The organism is Mycobacterium sp. OTB74 (assembly GCF_029892685.1).
GTDB lineage: Bacteria > Actinomycetota > Actinomycetes > Mycobacteriales > Mycobacteriaceae > Mycobacterium.
Genome location: NZ_JARXVD010000001.1, coordinates 462241 through 483535 on the forward strand (window position 1 = coordinate 462241; position 21295 = coordinate 483535).

17 protein-coding genes are annotated in these 21295 nt (G+C 64.3%); 7 read left to right on the forward strand and 10 right to left on the reverse strand.

What is annotated here, in order from left to right:
• Window positions 1-79 precede the first annotated feature (79 nt).
• Window positions 80-1813 carry a ubiquinone-dependent pyruvate dehydrogenase gene (gene poxB / locus M2432_RS02235; protein WP_280825099.1) on the forward strand — a complete coding sequence of 578 codons (1734 nt, stop codon included), beginning with the start codon at window positions 80-82 and terminating at the stop codon, window positions 1811-1813.
• Between the two features lies 1 nt (window position 1814).
• On the opposite strand, the gene M2432_RS02240 is transcribed toward poxB, so the two are convergent.
• Both M2432_RS02240 and M2432_RS02245 read right to left on the reverse strand, forming a co-directional pair.
• Window positions 1815-2858, reverse strand: coding sequence for an LLM class flavin-dependent oxidoreductase (locus tag M2432_RS02240; protein WP_280825100.1), 1044 nt, complete (start codon window positions 2856-2858; stop codon window positions 1815-1817).
• A gap of 103 nt (window positions 2859-2961) precedes the next feature.
• Window positions 2962-4458, reverse strand: coding sequence for a carboxyl transferase domain-containing protein (locus M2432_RS02245; protein WP_280825101.1), 1497 nt, complete (start codon window positions 4456-4458; stop codon window positions 2962-2964).
• A 64-nt stretch (window positions 4459-4522) separates the two neighbouring features.
• Here M2432_RS02245 and M2432_RS02250 point away from each other — a divergent pair, with 64 nt between their 5' ends.
• Window positions 4523-5554, forward strand: coding sequence for an LLM class F420-dependent oxidoreductase (locus tag M2432_RS02250; protein ID WP_280825102.1), 1032 nt, complete (start codon window positions 4523-4525; stop codon window positions 5552-5554).
• 10 nt (window positions 5555-5564) lie between these two features.
• On the forward strand, window positions 5565-6800 hold the full coding sequence (locus tag M2432_RS02255; protein ID WP_280825103.1) for a cytochrome P450: 1236 nt from the start codon (window positions 5565-5567) through the stop codon (window positions 6798-6800).
• Here the strand turns inward: M2432_RS02255 and M2432_RS02260 are convergent.
• Genes M2432_RS02260 through M2432_RS02275 form a run of 4 tightly spaced genes read right to left on the reverse strand, consistent with a single transcriptional unit; the run spans window position 6797 to window position 11174 of the window.
• Window positions 6797-6934 carry a YbdD/YjiX family protein gene (locus M2432_RS02260; protein WP_348536286.1) on the reverse strand — a complete coding sequence of 46 codons (138 nt, stop codon included), beginning with the start codon at window positions 6932-6934 and terminating at the stop codon, window positions 6797-6799. The genes M2432_RS02255 and M2432_RS02260 overlap by 4 nt on opposite strands.
• Window positions 6934-9228: a carbon starvation CstA family protein gene (locus M2432_RS02265; RefSeq protein ID WP_280825105.1), complete on the reverse strand. Its 2295-nt coding sequence runs from the start codon at window positions 9226-9228 to the stop codon at window positions 6934-6936. Before M2432_RS02265 ends, M2432_RS02260 begins: the two co-directional genes overlap by 1 nt.
• 47 nt (window positions 9229-9275) lie before the next feature.
• Complete coding sequence (locus M2432_RS02270) at window positions 9276-9635, reverse strand: hypothetical protein (protein ID WP_280825106.1); 360 nt, start codon at window positions 9633-9635, stop codon at window positions 9276-9278.
• Window positions 9636-9662: 27 nt separating this feature from the next.
• Window positions 9663-11174 (reverse strand): ATP-dependent DNA ligase, encoded by a 1512-nt coding sequence (locus M2432_RS02275; protein ID WP_280825107.1) that lies wholly within the window; start codon window positions 11172-11174, stop codon window positions 9663-9665.
• Window positions 11175-11420: 246 nt separating this feature from the next.
• Between M2432_RS02275 and M2432_RS02280 the strand changes: the two genes are divergently transcribed.
• Both M2432_RS02280 and M2432_RS02285 read left to right on the forward strand, forming a co-directional pair.
• Window positions 11421-11825, forward strand: coding sequence for an MmpS family transport accessory protein (locus M2432_RS02280; RefSeq protein WP_280825108.1), 405 nt, complete (start codon window positions 11421-11423; stop codon window positions 11823-11825).
• Window positions 11822-14713, forward strand: a complete 2892-nt coding sequence (locus tag M2432_RS02285; protein ID WP_280825109.1) for an MMPL family transporter — start codon at window positions 11822-11824, stop codon at window positions 14711-14713. Before M2432_RS02280 ends, M2432_RS02285 begins: the two co-directional genes overlap by 4 nt.
• 55 nt (window positions 14714-14768) lie before the next feature.
• Here M2432_RS02285 and M2432_RS02290 read toward each other — a convergent pair whose 3' ends face one another.
• On the reverse strand, window positions 14769-15236 hold the full coding sequence (locus tag M2432_RS02290) for a hypothetical protein (RefSeq protein ID WP_280825110.1): 468 nt from the start codon (window positions 15234-15236) through the stop codon (window positions 14769-14771).
• Between the two features lie 83 nt (window positions 15237-15319).
• The gene (locus M2432_RS02295; RefSeq protein ID WP_280825111.1) at window positions 15320-16906 is read right to left on the reverse strand and encodes a molybdopterin-dependent oxidoreductase; all 1587 of its coding nucleotides are present in this window, start codon (window positions 16904-16906) and stop codon (window positions 15320-15322) included.
• Window positions 16907-17006: 100 nt separating this feature from the next.
• Between M2432_RS02295 and M2432_RS02300 the strand changes: the two genes are divergently transcribed.
• Together M2432_RS02300 and M2432_RS02305 are read left to right on the forward strand one after the other, a co-directional pair.
• Window positions 17007-17774 carry an SDR family NAD(P)-dependent oxidoreductase gene (locus M2432_RS02300; protein WP_280825112.1) on the forward strand — a complete coding sequence of 256 codons (768 nt, stop codon included), beginning with the start codon at window positions 17007-17009 and terminating at the stop codon, window positions 17772-17774.
• 68 nt (window positions 17775-17842) lie between these two features.
• Entirely contained in the window at window positions 17843-18889 is a 1047-nt protein-coding gene (locus tag M2432_RS02305; RefSeq protein ID WP_280825113.1) for a phosphotransferase family protein, read from the forward strand.
• Here the strand turns inward: M2432_RS02305 and M2432_RS02310 are convergent.
• A complete protein-coding gene (locus M2432_RS02310) occupies window positions 18886-19629 on the reverse strand; it encodes a sulfite exporter TauE/SafE family protein (RefSeq protein ID WP_280825114.1) in 744 nt (247 codons plus the stop codon). The genes M2432_RS02305 and M2432_RS02310 overlap by 4 nt on opposite strands.
• An 86-nt stretch (window positions 19630-19715) precedes the next feature.
• Window positions 19716-21263: an amino acid permease gene (locus M2432_RS02315; protein WP_280825115.1), complete on the reverse strand. Its 1548-nt coding sequence runs from the start codon at window positions 21261-21263 to the stop codon at window positions 19716-19718.
• Window positions 21264-21295: the final 32 nt, after the last annotated feature.

Sequence of the window (21295 nt, forward strand, 5' to 3'; positions counted from 1 at the left end):
TTGTCTGGGTAAGGCCATCCCGGGGCCGGCGGTGGCCACACGCATGTGCTGACGACACCGTGAGTGAGGACAAGCACCGATGCCTACCGTTGCCGACCACATCATCACCACACTGCAGATCAGCGGCGTCGACCGAGTGTTCGGTTTGCCCGGTGACAGTCTCAATGGGTTCACCGACGCGATCCGCCGGGCCGACGGCTTCGCCTGGGAGCACGTGCGGCACGAGGAATCCGCTGCATTCGCTGCCGCGGGCTTCGCCGCGGTGACGGGTCAGCTGGCAGTGTGCGCCGGCAGTTGCGGGCCCGGAAACCTGCACCTCATCAACGGCCTGTTCGATGCGCAGCGCAGTCGGGTTCCGGTGCTGGCCATCGCCGCGCACATTCCCGCCGCCGAGATCGGGTCACAGTACTTTCAAGAAACCCACCCGCAAGAACTGTTCCGCGAGTGCAGCGTCTACTGCGAAATGGCCGGCACTCCCGAGACGGCCTTGCGAGTGCTGCAGATGGCGATGCGTGCGGCGATTCAGGAACAAGGCGTGGCGGTGGTCGTCATCCCCGGTGAAGTTCTCCTGCACCGGGCGCACGATGCGGCCCGCATCCGTCCGGTGCTGCCGGCCCGGACCATCGCGCGGCCCGATGATGCCTCGCTGACAGCCGCGGCCGCGATCCTCAACCAGGGGTCAAGAATCACGATCCTCGCCGGTGCCGGTGTTGCCGGCGCACATGAGCAACTGGTTGAGCTGGCGGGGACGCTCAAGGCACCGATCGTGCATGCGTTGCGCGGCAAGGAGTTTGTCGAGTACGACAATCCGTACGACGTCGGCATGACCGGGCTGCTGGGATTCGCTTCCGGCTACAAAGCCATCAAGGAAGCTGACGTGCTGCTGATGTTGGGCACCGATTTTCCCTACCAACAGTTCTATCCGGACGATGCCACCGTCATCCAGGTCGACATCCGGGGCAGCCACCTGGGCCGACGCACTCCGATCGACCTGGGACTGGTGGGGACGGTACAAGACACCCTGATCGCGCTACACCCCATGCTGGCGCCGAAAACGGACCGGATCCATCTCGACCGCGCGCTCAACCACTACCGCCGCACCCGCGAGCGTCTTGACTCGCTTGCTGTCAACGACCGTGATCGCACCCCGATCCGTCCCGAATATGTTGCCGGACTGGTCAATCGGCTTGCTGCCGATGACGCCGTGTTCACCGTCGACGTGGGTTCGCCGGTGGTATGGGCGGCTCGCTACCTGACCATGAACGGCCGTCGCCGCCTGATCGGTTCCTTCAACCACGGCACCATGGCCTGCGCGCTGCCCTTGGCTCTCGGGGCACAAACGGTCGATCGCCGCTGTCAAGTCGTCGCGCTCGCCGGCGACGGCGGCCTGACCATGCTGTTCGGTGAGCTGATCACGTTGGTGCAGAACCGATTACCGGTCAAGCTGATCGTGTTCAACAACTCGTCGTTGAACTTCGTGGAACTGGAGATGAAAGCTGCGGGCATCGTCACATTCGGAACCGACCTGCATAATCCCAATTTCGCTGCGGTTGCCCAAGCCTGCGGGTTGTTCACTCGCCGGGTCGAACAACCGGCGCAACTTGAGTCCGCGATCGCCGAGGTGCTCCAACACGATGGTCCTGCGCTGGTCGACGTGGTGACGGCACGCAACGAACTGACCATCCCGCCGGCCATCACCGCCGAACAAGCAAAGGGGTTCTCCCTGTACGCCATCCGTACTCTGCTTGCCGGACACTCCGATGAACTGCTGGACCTGATGACCACCAACGTGGCCCGCAGGATCCTGGACTGAGCTATGACCTCGAAGTCGTCGTCAGGTCCTCCAGTGCGCCGCCCAGAGTCGACTCCTGTAGCGGCACCTGAGTGCGTGCGGCCAGCGGAATGACCTGTTCAACAACACGTTTGAGGTAGGGCCAAGCCCGCTCGGGCGCGAGCCCACCGCACAGCGGTGAGAGGTTCAGCATCTCACCGCCGGCCATCATGGCGGCCGCCTCGGCCACCGTGAATATCCGGTGCGACTGAGAGGTCTGCCGCAACTGGTCGACGGTCTCGGCCGACGAGATGCCTGCGGACGTGTTGTTGTCCGGATTCCACTCGGAGTAGCAGCGGGCATCGTGAAGCAGGTGGGGGCCAACCTCTTGCCAGGCTTGGTCCAGGTCTTCGGCGACGAAGCAGACTGAAGGTGTGTCACGAGGCGGAAGCAGCGTCGTGCCCAGTTCGTGTCCGTGCTCGCGGCACGACCGCTCGTACTCTTCTTGCATGCCGTTGACATTGGCCTGTGCGAGCAGGCTCAGGCCGTATCGACCCGCCCGCCGCGCCGCCGCCAAACTCCCTCCGCCCCACATCAGTAACGGTCCACCCGGGGTGAACGGCCTCGGAGTGACCTCGATTCGACGGCCATCTAGCTCAACAACTTCTCCGGCAAGGAGCTGACGCAGGATGCGAACATTCTCGTCTGCGATGCGTCCGCGTTGGCGGATGTCCTTGCCGAACTGCTCGAATTCTGTTGGGCGGTAACCCAGACCCAATGTGAACGACGCGCGACCCCGGCTGATGATGTCCACCACGGCCATTTCCTCTGCCAGGCGGACCGGGTCGTAGAGGGGAAGCAGGACCACGGCATTGATGGCCAGTGCGCTGGTCCTCGCAGCGATCGCCGAGGACAGGATCAGCGGCGTCGGCAGGTAGCCGTCCGGGCTGGCGTGGTGCTCGCATACCAATGCCGCCAGGCAGCCGTTGTTTTCAGCCCAGGCACTCATGTCGAGCGCGGCCTGATACAGCTCGGCTGCCGGGGCGCCGAAGTCCGGCGCCCGCATATCGAACCTCATAGAGAACATGACGTTTCCTAACTGGGCCAATCCATCCGTCGTCGCGTCGAAGCAAATCACATTCGCGGCCGAGTGGGTGCGGTTATCGAATAGCCAACGCGGACCCTGATCCTCAGGGCATGATCGCCGTCCGCGACACGGGTGCGGCCGCCTCCTGCCGAGACGACAACCCACGCTGCAGCCCGATCAGCAGCGCGTTGCGGGTCTCCACCGGCGAGATCAACTCGTCGAACCCGAGGTGACCGGCCGACCGGATCGAGGCTTCCAACTCCATGTTCTTGAGTACCTCGGTGAAGTCCTCACCAGCGTGCGAGGCCCGGCTCATCGCAGCCGCGCTCATCGCACCCATCGTCGCGCCCGGGTAGGCGAATGTGGCTACCTGATCGTCAAAACCCAACAGCGACATGACCATTGACCCGAAGCCGAATGCCTTGCGCAGCGTCAGATGCAGCTTCACTGTGGTGGCGGTGGTCTGTGCCGCGAACATCCGGGCGCCGCTGCGCAATACGCCGGTGCGCTCGGAGCGGCTGCCGGGCAGCATGCCCGGGTTGTCGGCGAGGAACACGATGGGCAGATGGAACGAGTCCGCGACCGTGATGAAATGCGCGGCTTTATCTGCGGCGTCGGCATCGATTGAGCCGGCCAGCACCCTCGGCTGGTTCGCCACCACCGCCACCGGATGCCCACCCAGGTGGGCCAGTGCACAGATGATCGCCGGCCCGAACTTGGGCTGCACCTCGAACCAATCCGGGCTGTCGAACACCACGTCCAGCACGGCGCGCATGTCGTAAACCCTGCGGTTGTCCCGGGAGACGATGTCGAGGAGTTCCGGGGTCGGCCGCGCTGCGGTGTCGTCAGCAGACTCGAGGCTCGACGGATACGACCATGCGCTGGAAGGGAAGTAGGAAAGATAGCGCCGGATCTCGTCGAGCACGGCAGTGTCGTCGTCGGCGTAGTTGTGGATCACCCCGCTGGCCAGCGCCACGCCTGGGCCGCCCAGCTCTTCCTTCGTAATATCTTCTCCGGTCGACTCTTTCACCACGGGCGGGCCGGCGGTGAAGATCGCACCATCGTTGCTCATGATGGAGAAGTCGCACACCGGCGCCACCAACGCACCGTGGCCGGCGGACGGGCCCAGCACTGCGGAGATGGTCGGCACCTTGCCCGAACAGCGGGCCTGGGCCAGCAGGTCGGTGGGGGTGCGGCCGTAGTGCTCGCCGCTGGGTCGGAAGCCAGCGCCCTCCAACAGCATCACCAGTGGCACCTTGTTGCGCTGTGCCAGTTCGGCCAGTCGGTATCGCTTGGCGTTACCGCCGGGGCCGATGCTGCCGGCCAGGGTGGTGAAGTCCTCGGCCCCGAGCATGACGGGCCGTCCGTCGATAAGCCCGGACCCGGCGACGATGCCGTCGGCTGCGATGTCGCCGCCCACCAAAGTGCCCAACTCGCAGAATGATCCGGGATCGAGCAGATGATCGATGCGGGCCCGGGCATCGAGCTTGCCCTTGCCGTGGTGCTTGGCCACCCGCTCAGGACCGCCCATGGCCCGCGACCGCTGCCGTCTCGCGGCAAGGTCGTCGAGGGTGTCCTGCCAGCCCTGCGCGTTACTCATCGGTCGGTCCCATCTGTATCGAGCCGTTGACCCTACTGAATTGCTTACTGTAGCGTCTGCGGTCATGCTTGCTGCCACTGCGTCGAAGCTCAAGATCGACGGGGGTATCTCCAGTGACCTGCGACGTGCTCCGCAGATCGCACGTGATCTGGAGCGCGAGGGTTTCGACGGTTGCTGGACCGGCGAAATCAACCACGATCCGTTCCTGCCCATGCTGCTGGCGGCCGAGCACAGCGAGCACCTGGATATTGGCACCAGCATTGCGGTGGCCTTTGCCCGCAGCCCGATGACGTTGGCCAACCTGGGCTGGGACCTGCAGGCATATTCGCAAGGCCGGTTCATCCTGGGTCTGGGCACCCAGATACAGCCGCACATTGAGAAGCGGTTCAGCATGCCGTGGTCGCACCCGGTGCGGCGGATGCGTGAATACATCCTTGCGCTGCACGCGATCTGGGATTGTTGGCAGAACGGCACCAAACTGAACTTCGACGGCGAGTTCTACACCCACCGGCTGATGACACCGATGTTCACCCCTGAACCGCATCCCCACGGCACGCCGGTGATCTTCCTTGCCGCTGTCGGGGAGCGGATGACCGAGATGTGCGGGGAAGCCGCCGACGGACTGCTGGCTCATGCCTTCACCACTCGTCGCTACCTCGACGAGGTCACCATCCCGACGCTGCAACGCGGACTCGAGCGGTCGGGGCGGACCCGGGAAGATTTTGCTGTGGCCTGTCCGGTCTTCGTCGTGACCGGCACCGACGAAGACTCGATGGCCACATCGGCCAGGGCCACCCGTAAGCAGATCGCGTTCTACGCCTCGACGCCGGCCTACCGTCCGGTGCTCGAACTGCATGGGTGGGGCGAGCTGCAGACCGAGCTGCGGCAACTGTCGCTGGACGGTCGTTGGGACGAGATGGGCACGCTGATCGACGAGGACATCCTTGCCGCATTCGCAGTGGTGGCACCGGCGGAGTCGTTGGCCGCTGCACTCCGGGAGCGCTGCGCGGGTGCGATCGATCGCGTGATGCCAGCCTTTCCGTCCGTGCTGTCGCGGGAAGTCGTGACAGAAGTCTTAGCCGAGCTCCGTCAGTAAGGGGACACCTGTGAGCACACGCGTCATCGACGAGGCCGCCAGCGTTCTGGCCACCCCGTCGGCGTACACCGATGAGACCAAATTCCATGCCGCACTGGCACATCTGCGCGCCGATGCGCCGGTGTCCTGGGTCGAGGTGCCGGGCTACAAGCCGTTCTGGGCGATCACCAAGTATGCCGACATCATGGACATCGAGCGGGCCAACACCGTGTTCACCAACTCGCCGCGCCCGGTCCTGGTCACCGCCGAGTCCGACGAAATCCAGGCCAGCATGGGGATCAGCACCCTGATCCACATGGACGATCCACAGCACCGGGTGGTGCGGGCCATCGGCGCCGACTGGTTCCGGCCAAAGGCCATGCGGGCCTTGAAGTTACGAGTGGACGAGCTGGCCAAGATTTTCGTCGACAAGATGGTAGAGGTCGGGCCGGAGTGCGACTTCGTGCAACAGGTCGCGGTGAATTACCCGCTGTACGTGATCATGTCGCTGCTGGGCGTGCCGGAACACGATTTCGCGTCGATGCTCAAATGGACCCAGGAGCTGTTCGGAGCCGACGACGACGAATACAAGCGCGGTGCCAGCCAGGAAGACCAGGTTGCCACCATGATCGAAATGTTCCAGTACTTCACCGCGCTGACCGCGTCGCGGCGGGAGAATCCGACCGATGATCTGGCGTCGGCCATCGCCAATGCAAAGGTCGATGGTGAGCCGCTGTCGGACATCGAAACCGTCTCGTACTACATGATTGTCGCCGCCGCCGGCCACGACACCACCAGCGCGACCATCTCCGGTGGGCTGCTGGCGCTGCTGGAGAATCCGGACCAGCTGGCGCGGCTGCGGGCTGAGCCCGAGCTGATGCCGTTGGCGGTCGAGGAGATGATCCGCTGGGTCACCCCGGTGAAAGCCTTCATGCGGACGGCAACAGAGGACACAATCGTGCGCGGTGTTCCGATCGCCGCGGGGGAGTCGGTGCTGCTGTCATACCCGTCGGGCAACCGCGACGAGGACGTCTTCGACGATGCGTTCCGGTTCGACGTCGGTCGAGAACCCAACAAGCACGTGGCATTTGGCTACGGCGTGCACTTCTGTTTGGGTGCGGCACTGGCCCGGATGGAGATCAACAGTTTCTTCACCGAACTGCTGCCGCGGTTGGAGTCCGTCGAATTCGCCGGTCGGCCCGAACACGTCGCGACGACCTTCGTCGGTGGGCTCAAGCACCTGCCGATCCGTTACCGGCTGAGCTAGCAGCAACGTCCCTGCGGGTTGAGCTCAGCCGCCCGGTACCGGGCCTTCCAGTAGTCTCGCTCGGACAGCGCCGGCTTGTCGGGGTGCGTCCGTTCGTGGTGCTCCAGATAGTGGGCGAAGTCGTTGTCGCCCATCAATGTTGAACAGTACCAACGGATTTGGCGTGCAAACCCGGTAACGCGTCCCATTGCTTCTGCACCTCCTTCTCGGCTGCAGTAGCGATCAGGCCGCGTGGTGCGAATCGTCGTGACGGCACCGGTTCGTCTTCGGTCAGCGGTCGGCCACCGCCGCGGATGGCCTGCACCACGGCGACGACGCCCACCAGAACCACGATCAACACCAAGACCGCGAACAGCACCGACAGGCTGCCCTGGATGAAGGTGTTCCGGATGACGGCTTCGATCTGGTGCGGGTTCTTGGCCGAGCCGAATGCTGCCTTACCGGCCGCCTTGGCTGCTACGTACTGTGAATGCTGTTGCCAGTAACCAATTTTGGGATTGTGAGAGAAAATCTTCTGCCACGATGCGGTCAGCGTGACAGCGACGTCCCACAGCAGCGGCAGCGCCGGAATCCACGCCCACTTCAGCAGGCCTTTCTTGACCACCACGACCGTAACAACCGTCAGGCCGATGGCCGCCAACAGCTGATTGGCAATGCCGAACAGCGGGAACAGCGTGTTGATCCCGCCGAGCGGATCGGTGACGCCCATCAATAGGATGCTGCCCCACCCGGCGACGACGATCGCGCTGCAGGCCCAAGCGCCCACGCGCCAGCTCGGATTGCGCAACTTGTGCAGTGGCCCACCGAGATTGCCCAACGCGTCGGAAAGCATGAAGCGCGCCACGCGGGTGCCGGCATCGACTGTAGTGAGGATGAACAGCGCCTCGAACATGATCGCGAAGTGGTACCAGAAGGCACGCATCCCGGCGCCGCCGAACACACGTTGCAGTACCTCGGACATCCCGAACGCCAGCGTCGGTGCGCCACCGGTACGCGAAATGATCGAGTGCTCACCGACTCCCGTGGCTGCATCGGTGATCTGCTGCGCGGTGATCGGCGCACCGGACAACCCCAGGCCGTTAGCATATGTGGCCGCGGTAGCGGCGGTGGTGCCGGTAGCAGCGGTGGGGGAGTTGATCACGAAATAGAGGTGCTGGTTGAGGATCGCTGCGGTGATGAGCGCCATGATCGCCACGAAAGATTCGGTCAGCATGCCGCCGTAGCCGATGAGCCGCATCTGGCCCTCTTTCTCCAGCAGCTTCGGCGTGGTGCCGGACGAGATCAGCGCATGAAATCCTGAAAGCGCTCCGCAGGCAATGGTGATGAACAGGAACGGGAACAGTCCGCCGGCGAACACCGGGCCGTCGGCGCGGGTTGCGAACTGTGACACCGCGGGCGCTTCCATCACCGGGCGGGCGATCAGGATGCCGATGGCCAGCAGTGTGATGGTGCCGACCTTCATGAACGTCGACAGGTAGTCGCGCGGCGCGAGCAGGAACCACACCGGAAGCACCGAAGCGGCCAGACCGTAGCCGATGATGCACCACGAGAGCGTCACCTTGGACAGCGTGAACCAGTCTGCGCCCCAGGATGTTTGGGCGACCCAGCCGCCGCCGATCACCGATAGCAGCAACAGTGCAACGCCGATCAGCGATACCTCCGAGATCCGGCCGGGCCGCAGGAACCGTAGATACAGACCCATGAAGATGGCGATCGGGATGGTCATGGCGATGGAGAACACGCCCCACGGGCTTTCCGCCAGCGCGTTGACCACGACCAGTGCCAGCACCGCCAGCAGGATCACCATGATCGCCAGCACCGCAAGGATTGCTGCGGCGCCACCGAAGCCGCCGAGCTCGTCGCGCACCATCTGGCCGAGGGACCGACCGCGTCGTCGGGTCGAAACGACCAGCACCAGGTAGTCCTGCACGCAGCCGGCCAGGACCGCGCCGACGATGATCCAGATGGTGCCGGGCAGGTAGCCCATCTGGGTCGCCAGCACCGGACCGACCAGCGGTCCGGCTCCGGCGATGGCGGCGAAGTGGTGGCCGAACAGCACCCGCCGGTCGGTGGGCAGGTAGTCGGTGCCGTTCTCGAAAATCTCTGCGGGAGTTGCATGGTCGTCGCGCGGGCGTACGATTTTGAGCTCGATCAGCCGGGCGTAGAACCGGTACCCGATGACGTAGGTGCACAGCGCCGCGATGACGAACCACACCGCGTTGACATTCTCGCCGCGGGCGAATGCGACGACGGCCCATGCCGCCGCACCCAAAACCGCAATGAGGCCGAAGATCAGCTTGTGCCGAAGCGTGATCGGGGAGCGGTCGATTATCGCGACCGGTGGCAGATCCGGGTCGGTGCGCACATAGGTGATGTCACCGGTGGTCTCCTCGATGCGATCCGCCAGTGGGGCATCCGGTGTTGCCACGGTCTCTCCTCGCTCGCCCAGTGTCATACGCGTTGTCTGTGATCTTTTCATCGAGCCAAACCGCGCGGCATCGAATCCCGGTTTCCGAAACCTGACCGCGCAACGCGATCACGGCCGGGCAGCGAGCTCGAGCATTCGCAGGAGTCCATGACATGCATGAGTATGTGCCAGGGTTGCTCATAGGCATCTCGTTCGGCGAGCATGCTCCGAACCTCGGCAAGATCGTCGCTGAGGTCGCCGACCGTGTGTCCAGGTTCACGCAACAAATCGAAGGCATCTTCGACTTGTAGATGCCAGTACCAGTCGGGTCGCATCACGACTTCGTCGCCGAAGTGATCGACGAATTGGTCGAGGGCTAGGCCAACCGCCGCGCGCAACTCGTCGATCCGCAGTATCTCATCCGCCATTCGTGCATCGTGGCGGGCGTATCGGGGTCAGGTGAGGAAGGTGCGCACCGTGTCGATATCGTCGGCGGCCTTGTCGTCCCGATAACGCAGCACCCGGGCAAAACGCAGTGCGACGCCACCCGGGTAACGGCTCGATCCCTGGACGCCGTCGAAGGCGATCTCCACCACCTGCTCGGGCCGCAGCCGCACCACATATCCGTCAGTCGGACCGTCGGCCAGTTCGGTGAAGCGCCGGGTCTGCCAGTCCAGCATCTCGTCGGTCATGCCCTTGAATGTCTTACCCAGCATCACGTACCCGCCTGTCGCCGGGTCGCGGGCGCCCAGGTGGATGTTTGACAGCTTGCCGGTGCGTCGCCCAGAACCCCATTCGACTGCGAGCACCACCAGGTCAAGGGTGTGCACCGGTTTGATCTTCAGCCAGCCGGCGCCGCGCCGGCCCGCCTCATACGGTGCGTTCGGGTTCTTGGCCATCACGCCTTCATGTCCGGCAGCCAGCGTTTGGTCCAGGAAGTGCTGGGCCGCAACAGGATCCGCGGTTACGGTGCGCGCGACCCGGAGCTGTTCGGGGACTACCTGGTCCAGCATTGCCTGGCGATGGGTCAGCGGCTGATCCAGCAGGTCGGTGCCGTCCCGGTGCAGGATGTCGAAGAAGAACACCGAAAGCGGTTGGGTCAGGTCGCCGGCGCGCTTTCCGATCCGGGAGGCGGTGACCTGGAATCGGTGTGGGCGACCGTCGGGGCGCATGGCCACGGCTTCGGCGTCCGCGATCAGGTCGGTGACGGGGAGGCCCAGCACGGCATCCACCACGTCGGGGACCCTGGACGTGATGTTCTCGAGGCTGCGGGTGTAGATGGTTACCGCGCTGCCGGCCCGATGAATCTGCAGCCGAACGCCATCGAGCTTGGTATCGAATATTGCTGCGCCGCCCAGTTTTTCGAGGGCGTCGGCGACATCGGTGGCAGTTTGGGCGAGCATCGGGCCCACCGGTTGGCCGACGGTGAGGCTGAATCTTCCGAGCCCATCGGCTCCTTCGGACATCGCTGCGGCGGCGACCGCAGCCAGGTCGCCGCCAAGCATCGCGGCTCGCCGTACGTCGGAGGCCGGGAGGCCGGTAGCGCGCGCGACGGCATCGGCCATGACCCCGGCCAGCGCGCCTTGGCGCAGTCCGCCGCTGAGCAGCCGACGTAGAAAGGTCTGCTCGATGTTGGTGGCCGCTGCGAACAGCGCCTGCAGCAGCTCAGCTCGTTTGGCGGTGGAGCCCGGTCCGGACAGTGCCTTGATCGCCGACAGTGCGGCGTCGACCTCGGTGACGGTCTGTTTGGGATCCGAGGTAGGTGGCGGCAACGAGCGCAGCGATGCCCACCCGACACCAATCTGACGCTGCGGGAGCTCGCCGGACAACCAGTCGACGACGATCCCGATGGCGGCCGGATCGTCGGCTGCGGTGCCGAGCAGTGCCGCGATCCGGTTTATCTTCGTCGACCGCGCAGCTGCTGCGCCGACCTCGGCGGAGGCTGTGGCCACGTCGTTGAGCAGCATGTGCTCAGCGTGTCATCAGGGTCCGACATAGTCAGGAGTTCGGCAACCTCAGCCGCTTCTGACCGGAGCCGGGCGCGCGACGCGCCGTCCCGTCCAGTGTTGTGGTGTCCGGTCCCGTGTCGTACGGTCAACCTAGTTGATTAGCCGTTCTAGAAGAATTTCCCTACCGTCGGCGTCTGTCGCAGGACCCTGAAAGGGACACGTTTGCAGAGGGCTTCGATCGGGCGCCGACTCAGCCAACGCTGGATGCTCTTAGTGGCGGTGTTGGTCATTGCGCTGGCCGGATTCACTGTCTTTCGGCTGCACGGCATCTTCGCTTCGCAGGACGTCACGTCTACACCCAGCGGCTCGGGCAACGACATCGTTCCGTTCAACCCGAAGCATGTGGTCCTGCAAGTCTTCGGCCCGCCGGGGACGGTGGCAACCATCACCTATCTGGATGTCAACGCCCAACCCCAGCGCGTCGACGGTGCCAAGCTGCCCTGGGCCTACGACACAACCACCACTCAGCCAGCGGTTTTCGTGAACGTCCAAGCGCAGGGCAACGGCGACTGGATCGGTTGCCGGATCAAGATCGACGATGAAGTCAAGGACGAGAAGACGGTGCACACGTTGAACGCCTATACCTCCTGCTTGGACAAGTCCGGATGAGCAGCCACCGGATTCCAGACCTCATCAGACGGATGTCGGTGGTGATCGCACTGTTCTGGCTGGGCCTGGCAGTGGTGACCAACGTGTTCGTGCCCCAGTTGGAGACCGTCGCTCAATCTCACAACGTATCGCTGAGTCCGCAGGACGCGCCCTCGCTGCAGGCCAGCAAACGCATCGGCAAGGTCTTCCAGGAGTTCGACTCCGACAGTTCGGCCATGATCGTGCTGGAGGGGGACAAGCCGCTCGGTGCCGACGCACACCATTACTACGACGGCTTGGTGCAGAAGCTTCTCGCCGACACCAAGCATGTCGAACACATCGACAATTTCTGGGGCGATCCGTTGACGGCGGCCGGCTCACAGAGCGCCGACGGCAAGGCTGCGCTGGTGCAGGTGTACCTCGCCGGCAACCAGGGCGAGTCGCTGGCCAATGAATCCGTCGATGCGGTGCGCGACATCGTCAACCACACACCGCCGCCGCCGGGAGTGCGGGCCTATGTCACAGGTGCTGCACCCCTGGTCACCGATCAGTTCGAGGTGGGTCGTCACGGCACCTTGAAAACCACCCTGATCACCCTGGGGGTGATTGCGGTGATGCTGTTCTCGCTCTACCGCCGCTTCACCACGGTGCTCTTCGTGATTTTCACGGTGATGATCGAGTTGACCGCGTCCCGTGGAGTCGTCGCCGTGCTTGCCAACGCCGGGATCATCAAACTGTCGACGTACTCGACCAACCTGCTGACGCTTTTGGTCATCGCCGCGGGCACCGATTATGCGATCTTCCTGCTCGGCCGGTTTCACGAAGCGCGTTATGCGGGTCAGGACCGCGTCTCGGCGTTCAACACGATGTACCACGGCACCGCGCACATCATCTTGGGATCGGGCCTGACCATCGCCGGTGCCGTGATGTGTCTGACCTTCACCCGGCTGCCGTACTTCCAGAGCCTCGGCGTTCCCGCCGGTACCGGCGTTCTGGTCGCGGTGGTGGCGGCGCTGACCCTGGCACCGGCGTTGCTATGCATCGGCCGTCACTTCGGCCTGTTCGAACCTGTCCGTCGGCTGCAGACTCAGGGCTGGCGGCGCATCGGCACAGCGATCGTGCGCTGGCCCGGGCCCATCTTGGTGGTGACCGTCGCCATCGCCCTCATCGGTCTGATCGCATTGCCCGCATATGAGACAAGTTATGACGCCCGCCCCTACATGCCCGCCAGCGCGCCGGCCAATGTCGGTTACGCCGCCGCCGAACGGCACTTTTCGCAAGCCCGGCTGAATCCCGAGCTGTTGATGATCGAAGCCGATCACGATCTGCGGAATTCCACCGACATGATCCTGCTGGAACGGGTTGCCAAAGCGGTCTTCCACACCGACGGCATTGCTCAGGTGCAAGCGATAACCCGGCCGCTGGGTACGCCGTTGGACCACACGTCGATACCGTTCCAGATCAGTGCGGGCAACTCGTCTCAGATCAACAACTTGCCGTTTCAGCAGGCGCGCGGAGCCGATCTGCTCAAACAGGTCGACGTGATCAACAACTCGATCAACATTCTGCGGCAGCAGTACAAGCTGCAGCAGCAGTCCGGCCAGATAACCGATGAACAGGCCAAAGCCTTCCAGCAGACCGTCGCGACGGCGAACGACCTGCGTGACAAGATCGCCAACTTCGACGACTTCTTCCGGCCGCTGCGAAACTACTTCTATTGGGAGCCACACTGTTTCAACATCCCGGCTTGCGCCGCGTTGCGGTCGGTCTTCGACGCGCTGGACGGCATCGATGCGCTGGCCGATGAACTGGGCAGCGTCTCGGGGAGCATCACCAAGCTCGATGAATTGCAGCCCAAGCTGCTCGCGCTGATTCCACCGCAGATCGCAACCCAGGAGAAAAACCGAGACCTGACGCTGACGAACTACGCCACCACGTCGGGCATCAATGACCAGACTCAGGCAGCTCTGCAGAACGCCACCGCGCTCGGGCAGGCGTATGACGCCTCGAAAACCGATGACTCCTTCTATCTGCCGCCGGAGGCATTCACCAACCCCGAATTCGTCCGCGGGATGAAGCTTTTCATGTCGCCGGACGGCAAAGCCGCTCGGATGATCATCACGCACGACGGCGATCCCGCAACGCCAGAAGGCATTTCGCACATCGACAAGATCAGGCACGCGGCGCAGCAGGCCGTCAAGGGCACCCCGTTGGCAGGATCCAGGATCTATCTGGCCGGAACTGCGGCCACGTACAAGGACATCGCCGACGGCGCCAGATACGACCTCATGATCGCCGGTATCGCCGCGCTCAGCCTGATTCTGCTGGTGATGATGTTCATTACCCGAAGCATCGTCGCGGCCATCGTCATCGTCGGAACCGTGGCGCTGTCCTTGGGCGCATCGTTCGGGCTTTCGGTGCTGATTTGGCAGGACATTCTCGGCATCCAGTTGTTCTGGATCGTGTTGGCATTGGCCGTCATCCTGTTGCTGGCTGTGGGCTCGGACTACAACCTGCTGCTGATCTCCCGGTTCAAGGAGGAGATCGGCGCCGGCCTGAACACCGGCATCATCCGGGCGATGGCCGGCTCCGGCGCGGTAGTGACGGCGGCCGGCCTGGTGTTCGCGGCCACCATGGCGTCGTTCGTGTTCGCCGATTTGCGGATTCTGGGTCAGATCGGGACGACGATCGCGCTCGGCCTGCTCTTCGACACGTTGATCGTCCGTTCGTTCATGACGCCGGCCATCGCAGCCCTGCTCGGTCGGTGGTTCTGGTGGCCGCTGCGGGTGCGGCCCCGCCCCGCAAGCCAGATGCTGCAACCCTATGGATCACGCGCATCGGTTCGACAGCTCCTGCTGTGGGAAGACGGTGACCCTGTCGCCGGGTCGTCGGTACATTCTGGTTCGTGACGATCGGGAATCCGAAGATGCTCGGTAGCAACAACTTTCGTCAGCGAAACGGCGCTTAGACGGTGATTTCGTCGGCTGTTTGGGACTCCGTCACCGTAGCGTCCTGCAGTTTGTTCTTGAGTCGTGCCACGCGGCGAAGTTGGGCGGCGATGTTCATGGAGGTCAGCATGGGGATCCCGCCGATGAACGTGCGGAAGGACGGGTTGCCGCCGTGCACGTGCAACTCGTAGAGGCAGCCGACCACGTAGAAAAATCCCATGGTGAACAGCACTGCGGGCATGGCGTAGGCGAGCGGTGATCGAGCGTCGGTGACCAGTTCGGTCGCATAGTCGAATTCGTCCTGCGTCAGCGGTTCGCGCTTGCGCACCTTGGCCAGCACGGCTTTGTGCGCGCCCACCTTCTCGCCCATGGCGGCGGGTGCTCGCTTCTCCATGCGACCGATGTACATGAATACGCATGCGGCGAAAACGACTGCCATCAGCCCGGCAAGGATCGTGAGGTCACCCCATATTCCTAGACCCACGGTGCGGCTCCTTTGTTCAGGAAAAACGCTACCTGATCTAAGTATCTCTGGGGTACGCGGCGGGCAAACGCATTCGAGAATCGTCAGGCAGCGCGCACAGTGAACGAGACCGTGTGCCAGCCGGTCGCGCCGTCGGGCATCACGTCGGCCTCTTCTGATGTCTGTACTGCGCCGGTGCCGTCGGTGGCCCGCACGGTGATCCGATGCGTGCCGGGCTGCTGTGCCTGCCATGGCAGGCTCCATAGTCGCCAGGTGTCTTTGGAATAGTTCGCGCCGAGCTGCGCGGGCTGCCAGGGGCCGTCATCGATACGAACCTCGACCGCCTGGACGCCGCGGCGCTGGGCCCACGCCACACCGCCGAACGTCACCGGGCCCGGCGCTACCTCGGCGCCGTCGCGGGGCACGTCGACGCGGGACTCCGTCTTGATCGGCCCTCGCGCCGACCAACCGCGCCCGGTCCAATAGGCCTGAGCCCTGTCAAATCTGGTGAGCTCGAGGTCGACGAGCCATTTGGTGGCCGAGACGTATCCATACAGGCCGGGCACCACCAGCCGGGCGGGGTAGCCGTGCTCTGTGGGCAGCGGTTCGCCGTTCATGGCCACGGCGAGCAGTGAGTCGCGGTCGTCGGTGAGCGCCTCGACCGGGGTTCCCGCGGTGAAACCGTCCACCGACTTGGACAGCACCATGTCGGCATCGGGGTGTACGCCGGCGCGGGCCAGAAGATCGCGCACGCGGTAGCCGGTCCAGTTGGCGTTCGAGATCAGATCGCCGCCTACCGGGTTTGACACACAGGTCAGGGTCACCACCTTGTCGACGGGTTCGAACTGCTTCAGATCATCGAAGCGGTATGTGACTTCACGATCGACCATGCCGTGGATGCGCAACGTCCAGCTCTGCCGGTCGACTTGGGGCACGGTCAGGGCGGTGTCGATTCGGTAGAAGTCGGCGTTCGGCGTGATGAACGGGGGCAGGTCTACCGCGGCAGGTTGTACGGACGGTGGTATCGACGGCGGGGGTGCCGTGGGGGTCGGCGGGACGAACGCATTGCGGTCGCTGGCCACCGATGATGCCAATTGGTTCAGCCTCGTGCCGACGACCCCGGCGGCTGCTCCGGCTGCCAGGAGGCAGACAGCGGTCAGGGTCCGGCGCCGGCCGGGATCGGTGGCGTCGGGAGTGCCGGCATCGGACTCACTGGTTTCGAGCTCGCCGGCATCGGGTTCGGTGGCATCGGGAGTGGTTCGCTCAGGTCCGGGGGTCAGGCGTCGCAGCACGATGATTCCGGCGGCGGCGCCCGCCAGCGAGGGGATGACGTCGACCAGGTGGGTGCCGGTGCGGGTGAGCACTGCGGCAGCGGCCAATATCCCGGCCACGCCGATCGCTACGCTGCCGATCCGTACGTGCTTGGTCTCGAATTGCGCTGCCACCATGGCTATTACCGCGATGACTGCGAGCACCGACACCGATAAGAACAGCTTGTCGTGGGTGCCGAAATTCTGTATCGCCCACTCTTTGACCGGACCCGGCGTCAGGTCGATGACTGCCGATCCGACGGCGGTGCGGGCATCGGCCTCCGGCCCGAACGGAACCGCCAGCAGGGCGGTGACCCCGACGGCGAAGGCTGCGGCTGCCAGCCCGGCCAGGGCGCGATGTGCGGCGAGTGGAACGGCCACATCGCTACAGTACTGCGCCCCTGAATCGAAAGGCTTACCGAAAGTGTGATATCACCTAGGCTAGGTTTACATTTCTAGCCAGATTTGGAAAGGCAGGCACATGGAGATCTCGGGCAAGAAAGCCATCGTCGTGGGCGGGGCATCAGGCTTCGGTAAGGCTACCGCGGAGGCGCTGGCCAAGGCCGGTGCCAGCGTCGCGATCCTGGATCGTCCGCAGTCCGACGGCAAGGCCGTTGCCGAGGAGATCGGCGGCTCGTTCTACGAGGTCGATGTCACGGACTTTGCGGGCACCGAGACCGCGCTGCAGCAGGCCGTCGACGACCTCGGCGCGTTGCACATCATCGTCACCACCGCCGGCGGCGGCATCGGCGAGCGCACCGTCAAGAAGGACGGCCCGCACAGCCTGGAGTCCTTCCAGAAGACCATCGACCTGAACCTGGTCGCGTCGTTCAACATCAGCCGGCTGGCCGCCTGGCAGATGAGCAAGCAGGAGCTGGTCGACGACGAGGCCGAAGAGCGCGGCGTCATCATCAACACCGCATCCATCGCGGCATTCGAAGGTCAGATCGGGCAGATCGCCTACACCGCGTCCAAGGCCGGTATCGCCGGGATGTGTCTGACCATGGCCCGCGACCTGGGCAGCCTGGGCATCCGGGTGCTGGCCATCGCGCCGAGCCTGTTCGCCACGGGTCTGACCAAGGGCATCCCGGACGAGTTCGCCACGATGCTGACCAAGGACGCGGCCTTCCCGAAGCGTCTGGGCAAGCCCGAGGAGTACGCCAAGCTGGTCACCGCCATCGTGGACAACCCGATGCTCAACGGCCAGTGCCTGCGGTTGGACGCCGGGCAGCGGTTCGCCCCGAAGTAAGACCACCCGATCTTCTGGCCCGGAAACGTTCACCCATCGAACGTTTCCGGGCCAGAATCGTTTTCACCATGCAGCCCACCCTGACCAACCGTGACCGTGACGCCGTCCAGAACTGGATCCGAAAACAGGGGATTGGTGAGCAGCTCACCGACGTCGAACCGCTGACCGGCGGCACCCAGAACATCGTGGTGCGGTTGCGGATCGACGGCCGACCGGTGGTGTTGCGTCGCCCGCCCCTGCATCCACGCCCGACCAGTGACAGGACCATGCAGCGTGAAATCGCGGTGCTGCGCACTCTGGCCGGGACGCCGGTGCCGCATCCCGGATTCATCGCCGGGTGTGAGGACCTGTCGGTGACCGGGGTGGTCTTCTACCTCATGGAGGAGGTCGACGGCTTCAACCCGGGCGAGGAACTGTCTGAGGCCTATGCGGCGTCGGCGCAACTGCGCCATGACGTCGGACCGTCATACGCCGCCAGCCTGGCCCAGCTCGGCAGCGTGGCCTGGGAAGGCAGCCCGCTCGACGGGATTCGGAAGCCAGGTTCCTTTGTGGCACGTCAGGTTCCGCAGTTTGTCGGACTACTGCAGAGCTACCGTCATGAGAAGTACGATCCCGAGTCGCTAAGCGGTGTCACGGAGCTGGCGACCTGGCTCACGGACAACCGCCCGCCGGATGGTGAGCCCGGCATCATGCATGGTGACTGCCACCTCAACAACGTGTTGCTGGCCCGCGACCGCCCAGAGTTGGCCGCATTCGTCGACTGGGAAATGTGCACCGTCGGCGATCCGCTGCTGGACTTGGGCTGGATGCTGGTGTGCTGGCCGACGCCGCCGAACAGCATCGTGGTGGGGTCGGCACTGGCTGAAGCGGGGGGACTGGCCACCCGGACGGAACTGCTCGAGGCCTATCTGGCCGCGGGCGGCCGGCGAACCGATCATCTGGACTGGTACATCGCCATGGCCTGTTTCAAACTGGGCATCGTCATCGAAGGGACCTGGTCGAGATACCTTGCCGGGCTGGCCGATCGGGACGCCGGCGAGAAACTGCACGCCTCGGCCGCCGCACTGATCGACTTGGGGGTTCGGGTTACCAAGGGGGGCAATCCGTTCCGCTAACGGTAGGTGTCCCACCCCAATTTGACCGCCACGGCCAACCCCGCTGTTGCAATGGCCAGCCGTAGCGGCGTCGCCGGAGCGTGACGGACCACCACGGGCCCCAGTCGCGAGCCCAGCAGACAACCCGCACCCAATGGCAGTGCCGCAGACCAGTGCACTGGTGCGAATGCGATGAACCCAAGGGCCGCAACACCGTTGGCCATGCCGAGGACGACGTTCTTGGCGGCATTGGCGTGCGCCAACGATTCGCTTCCGGTGTGCAGGAACAAGGCCAGCAGCATCACGCCGGCTGCCGCACCGAAAAACCCTCCGTACAAACAGATCACGAAGATTGCCAGGACGATCAGTTTCGTGCGGTGGCGCCTCGGCGTTCCCGAATCGCGTTGCGGTATCGCGATGGTCAGCGACGACAGCCCAAGCAGGACGGGCACCATGGACTCGAAACCCGATGCGGGGATTGCTAACAGCAGTGCCGCGCCGGCCGCGCCGCCGAGTGCGCCTATCGGTAGCACCCGTCGCAGCCAGGGGCCCGCGTTGGCGAGTTCAGGCAGTGAGCCCCATACCGAACCGACGGCGTTGAACGTCAGTGCGACGGTGTTGGTGACGTTGGCTGTCACGGGCGGCAGGCCGACCACCAACAGCGCCGGGTACGTCGCAACCGAGGCCAGGCCCGCAATGCTGCCAGTGAGACCGCCCGCGATGCCGGCGGCGATCAGAAGTAACGCGTGCTCCCAACCCATCGCGGCACACCATATATGTATATGTGATTTGGGCGCGCTACGTATCGCTCAGCGATACGAAACGCGCCCAAATCACTGTAGGGCGGTTATGCGCGCTTGGTGCGCACCAGGGCGTCGACCGGCTCGGGCGCACCCTCGCGGTTGCGGACCACCCGGTGGGCGATGAACCCGATGACGGTGATGGCCGCGATGAAGATGACTGCGAAGTACTGCAGGAACCATGAGCCGCCGGCCGGATCGTAGACCTCTTCGCGGGGCCAGCCGATGTTGATGACCAACAGGCCACCCATCACCACGGCGACCAGGTTCACCGGCACTGCCCACTTGCCCAGATCCATCACCGGCTTGCCGTAGGACAGCTTGTGGCCGCGCAACCGGTGGATCAGCGCCGGCAGCGTCACCATCAGGTAGGCGATGTAGACGATCACCACGGAAACCGAAGCGATGGCGGCGAATACGCTGGCCTGACCGATGTTCAGTAGCAGCACACCAATGGCCAGCACGCTGACCGCGATACCGGTGAACACCGGGGTGCCGGTGCGCTTGTTGACGGTGGCCAGTGCCTTGCCGAACGGCAGCCGGTTGTCGCGAGCCATGGAGAACATCACCCGCGAGGCCGACGCCTGGATGGCCAGCGTTGCCGAAAACATTGCCACCGCAACCAATCCGAGAAGGGTCTTCCCCAGCGGTGTGCTCAACTGGCTCTGGATCACCCAGGCGATACCGCCGGTGCCCAGGTCGTTGCCAGGGGTGGACGACGACTCGAAGGTCGGCGCAGCCATCAGTGCGGCCAGGATCATCAGCCCGCCGCCGACGAATGACACCAGCAGCGCGTTGACGATGGCCTTGGGGGCGGTCTTGCGCGGGTCTCTGGTCTCCTCGGAAAGCTCTGCGGCGCTGTCGAATCCGTACATCACGTAGGCGGCCATCAGCATCGAGGCCAGGAATGCGCCGATGTAGCCCAGACCGTGGCCGTGACTGCCGTCATTCGCGACGGCGACGGCCGGACTGCGCTGGGCATGAAAGAACATCGCGGCGACGATCAGCACGACGCCGATGATCTCCAGCGTCACCCCGGTGACCGTGATCCGGCCCATCAGCCGCACTCCGGCCGAACTGATGATGGTGCACAACACGATGGTGATGGAGCCCAGAATGATGCCGTTGGTGGCACCGTCGACCGACATGGGGTCGGTATTGGTGCCGACCAGTTGGAATCCGCTCCAGATGGGCGGCAGCACGGTCTGCATCGCGATTGCCAGCGCCGCGACCGACACGATGTAGCCGATGAGCATGAACCACCCGGCGAACCAGCCGACGGTCTCACCGGCCAATCGACGCGACCACTGGTAGATGGCGCCGGCGACCGGGAACTTGCCCGACAACTCGGCGAATACCAGGCACACGCAGAATTGGCACAGGAACACGATTGGCCAGGTCCACGCGAAGGCCGGCCCGCCGAGGGAGAACCCCAGTGGGAAGAAGGCGAAGACCGTGGTCAGAATGGACACGAAGGAGAAGCCCGAGGCGAACGCGGCGTATGAGCCGATGCCGCGGTGCAGTTCCTGCGTGTACCCGAGTTCTTCTAGAGTGGCGGCGTCTTCGCGCGATGACACCGGGCTGTTGACGCTCATCCAATTCTCCTTGACCGGGCAGGAATAACTGT

What these genes read in the sequence shown, in the direction of transcription:
- poxB (WP_280825099.1), top strand. Translation starts at nt 80, where the DNA reads ATGCCTACCGTTGCCGACCACATCATCACCACACTGCAGATCAGCGGC.
- M2432_RS02240 (WP_280825100.1), bottom strand. Translation starts at nt 2,858, where the DNA reads ATGTTCTCTATGAGGTTCGATATGCGGGCGCCGGACTTCGGCGCCCCG.
- M2432_RS02245 (WP_280825101.1), bottom strand. Translation starts at nt 4,458, where the DNA reads ATGAGTAACGCGCAGGGCTGGCAGGACACCCTCGACGACCTTGCCGCG.
- M2432_RS02250 (WP_280825102.1), top strand. Translation starts at nt 4,523, where the DNA reads ATGCTTGCTGCCACTGCGTCGAAGCTCAAGATCGACGGGGGTATCTCC.
- M2432_RS02260 (WP_348536286.1), bottom strand. Translation starts at nt 6,934, where the DNA reads ATGGGCGACAACGACTTCGCCCACTATCTGGAGCACCACGAACGGACG.
- M2432_RS02270 (WP_280825106.1), bottom strand. Translation starts at nt 9,635, where the DNA reads ATGGCGGATGAGATACTGCGGATCGACGAGTTGCGCGCGGCGGTTGGC.
- M2432_RS02275 (WP_280825107.1), bottom strand. Translation starts at nt 11,174, where the DNA reads ATGCTGCTCAACGACGTGGCCACAGCCTCCGCCGAGGTCGGCGCAGCA.
- M2432_RS02280 (WP_280825108.1), top strand. Translation starts at nt 11,421, where the DNA reads ATGCTCTTAGTGGCGGTGTTGGTCATTGCGCTGGCCGGATTCACTGTC.
- M2432_RS02285 (WP_280825109.1), top strand. Translation starts at nt 11,822, where the DNA reads ATGAGCAGCCACCGGATTCCAGACCTCATCAGACGGATGTCGGTGGTG.
- M2432_RS02300 (WP_280825112.1), top strand. Translation starts at nt 17,007, where the DNA reads ATGGAGATCTCGGGCAAGAAAGCCATCGTCGTGGGCGGGGCATCAGGC.
- M2432_RS02305 (WP_280825113.1), top strand. Translation starts at nt 17,843, where the DNA reads ATGCAGCCCACCCTGACCAACCGTGACCGTGACGCCGTCCAGAACTGG.
- M2432_RS02310 (WP_280825114.1), bottom strand. Translation starts at nt 19,629, where the DNA reads ATGGGTTGGGAGCACGCGTTACTTCTGATCGCCGCCGGCATCGCGGGC.
- M2432_RS02315 (WP_280825115.1), bottom strand. Translation starts at nt 21,263, where the DNA reads ATGAGCGTCAACAGCCCGGTGTCATCGCGCGAAGACGCCGCCACTCTA.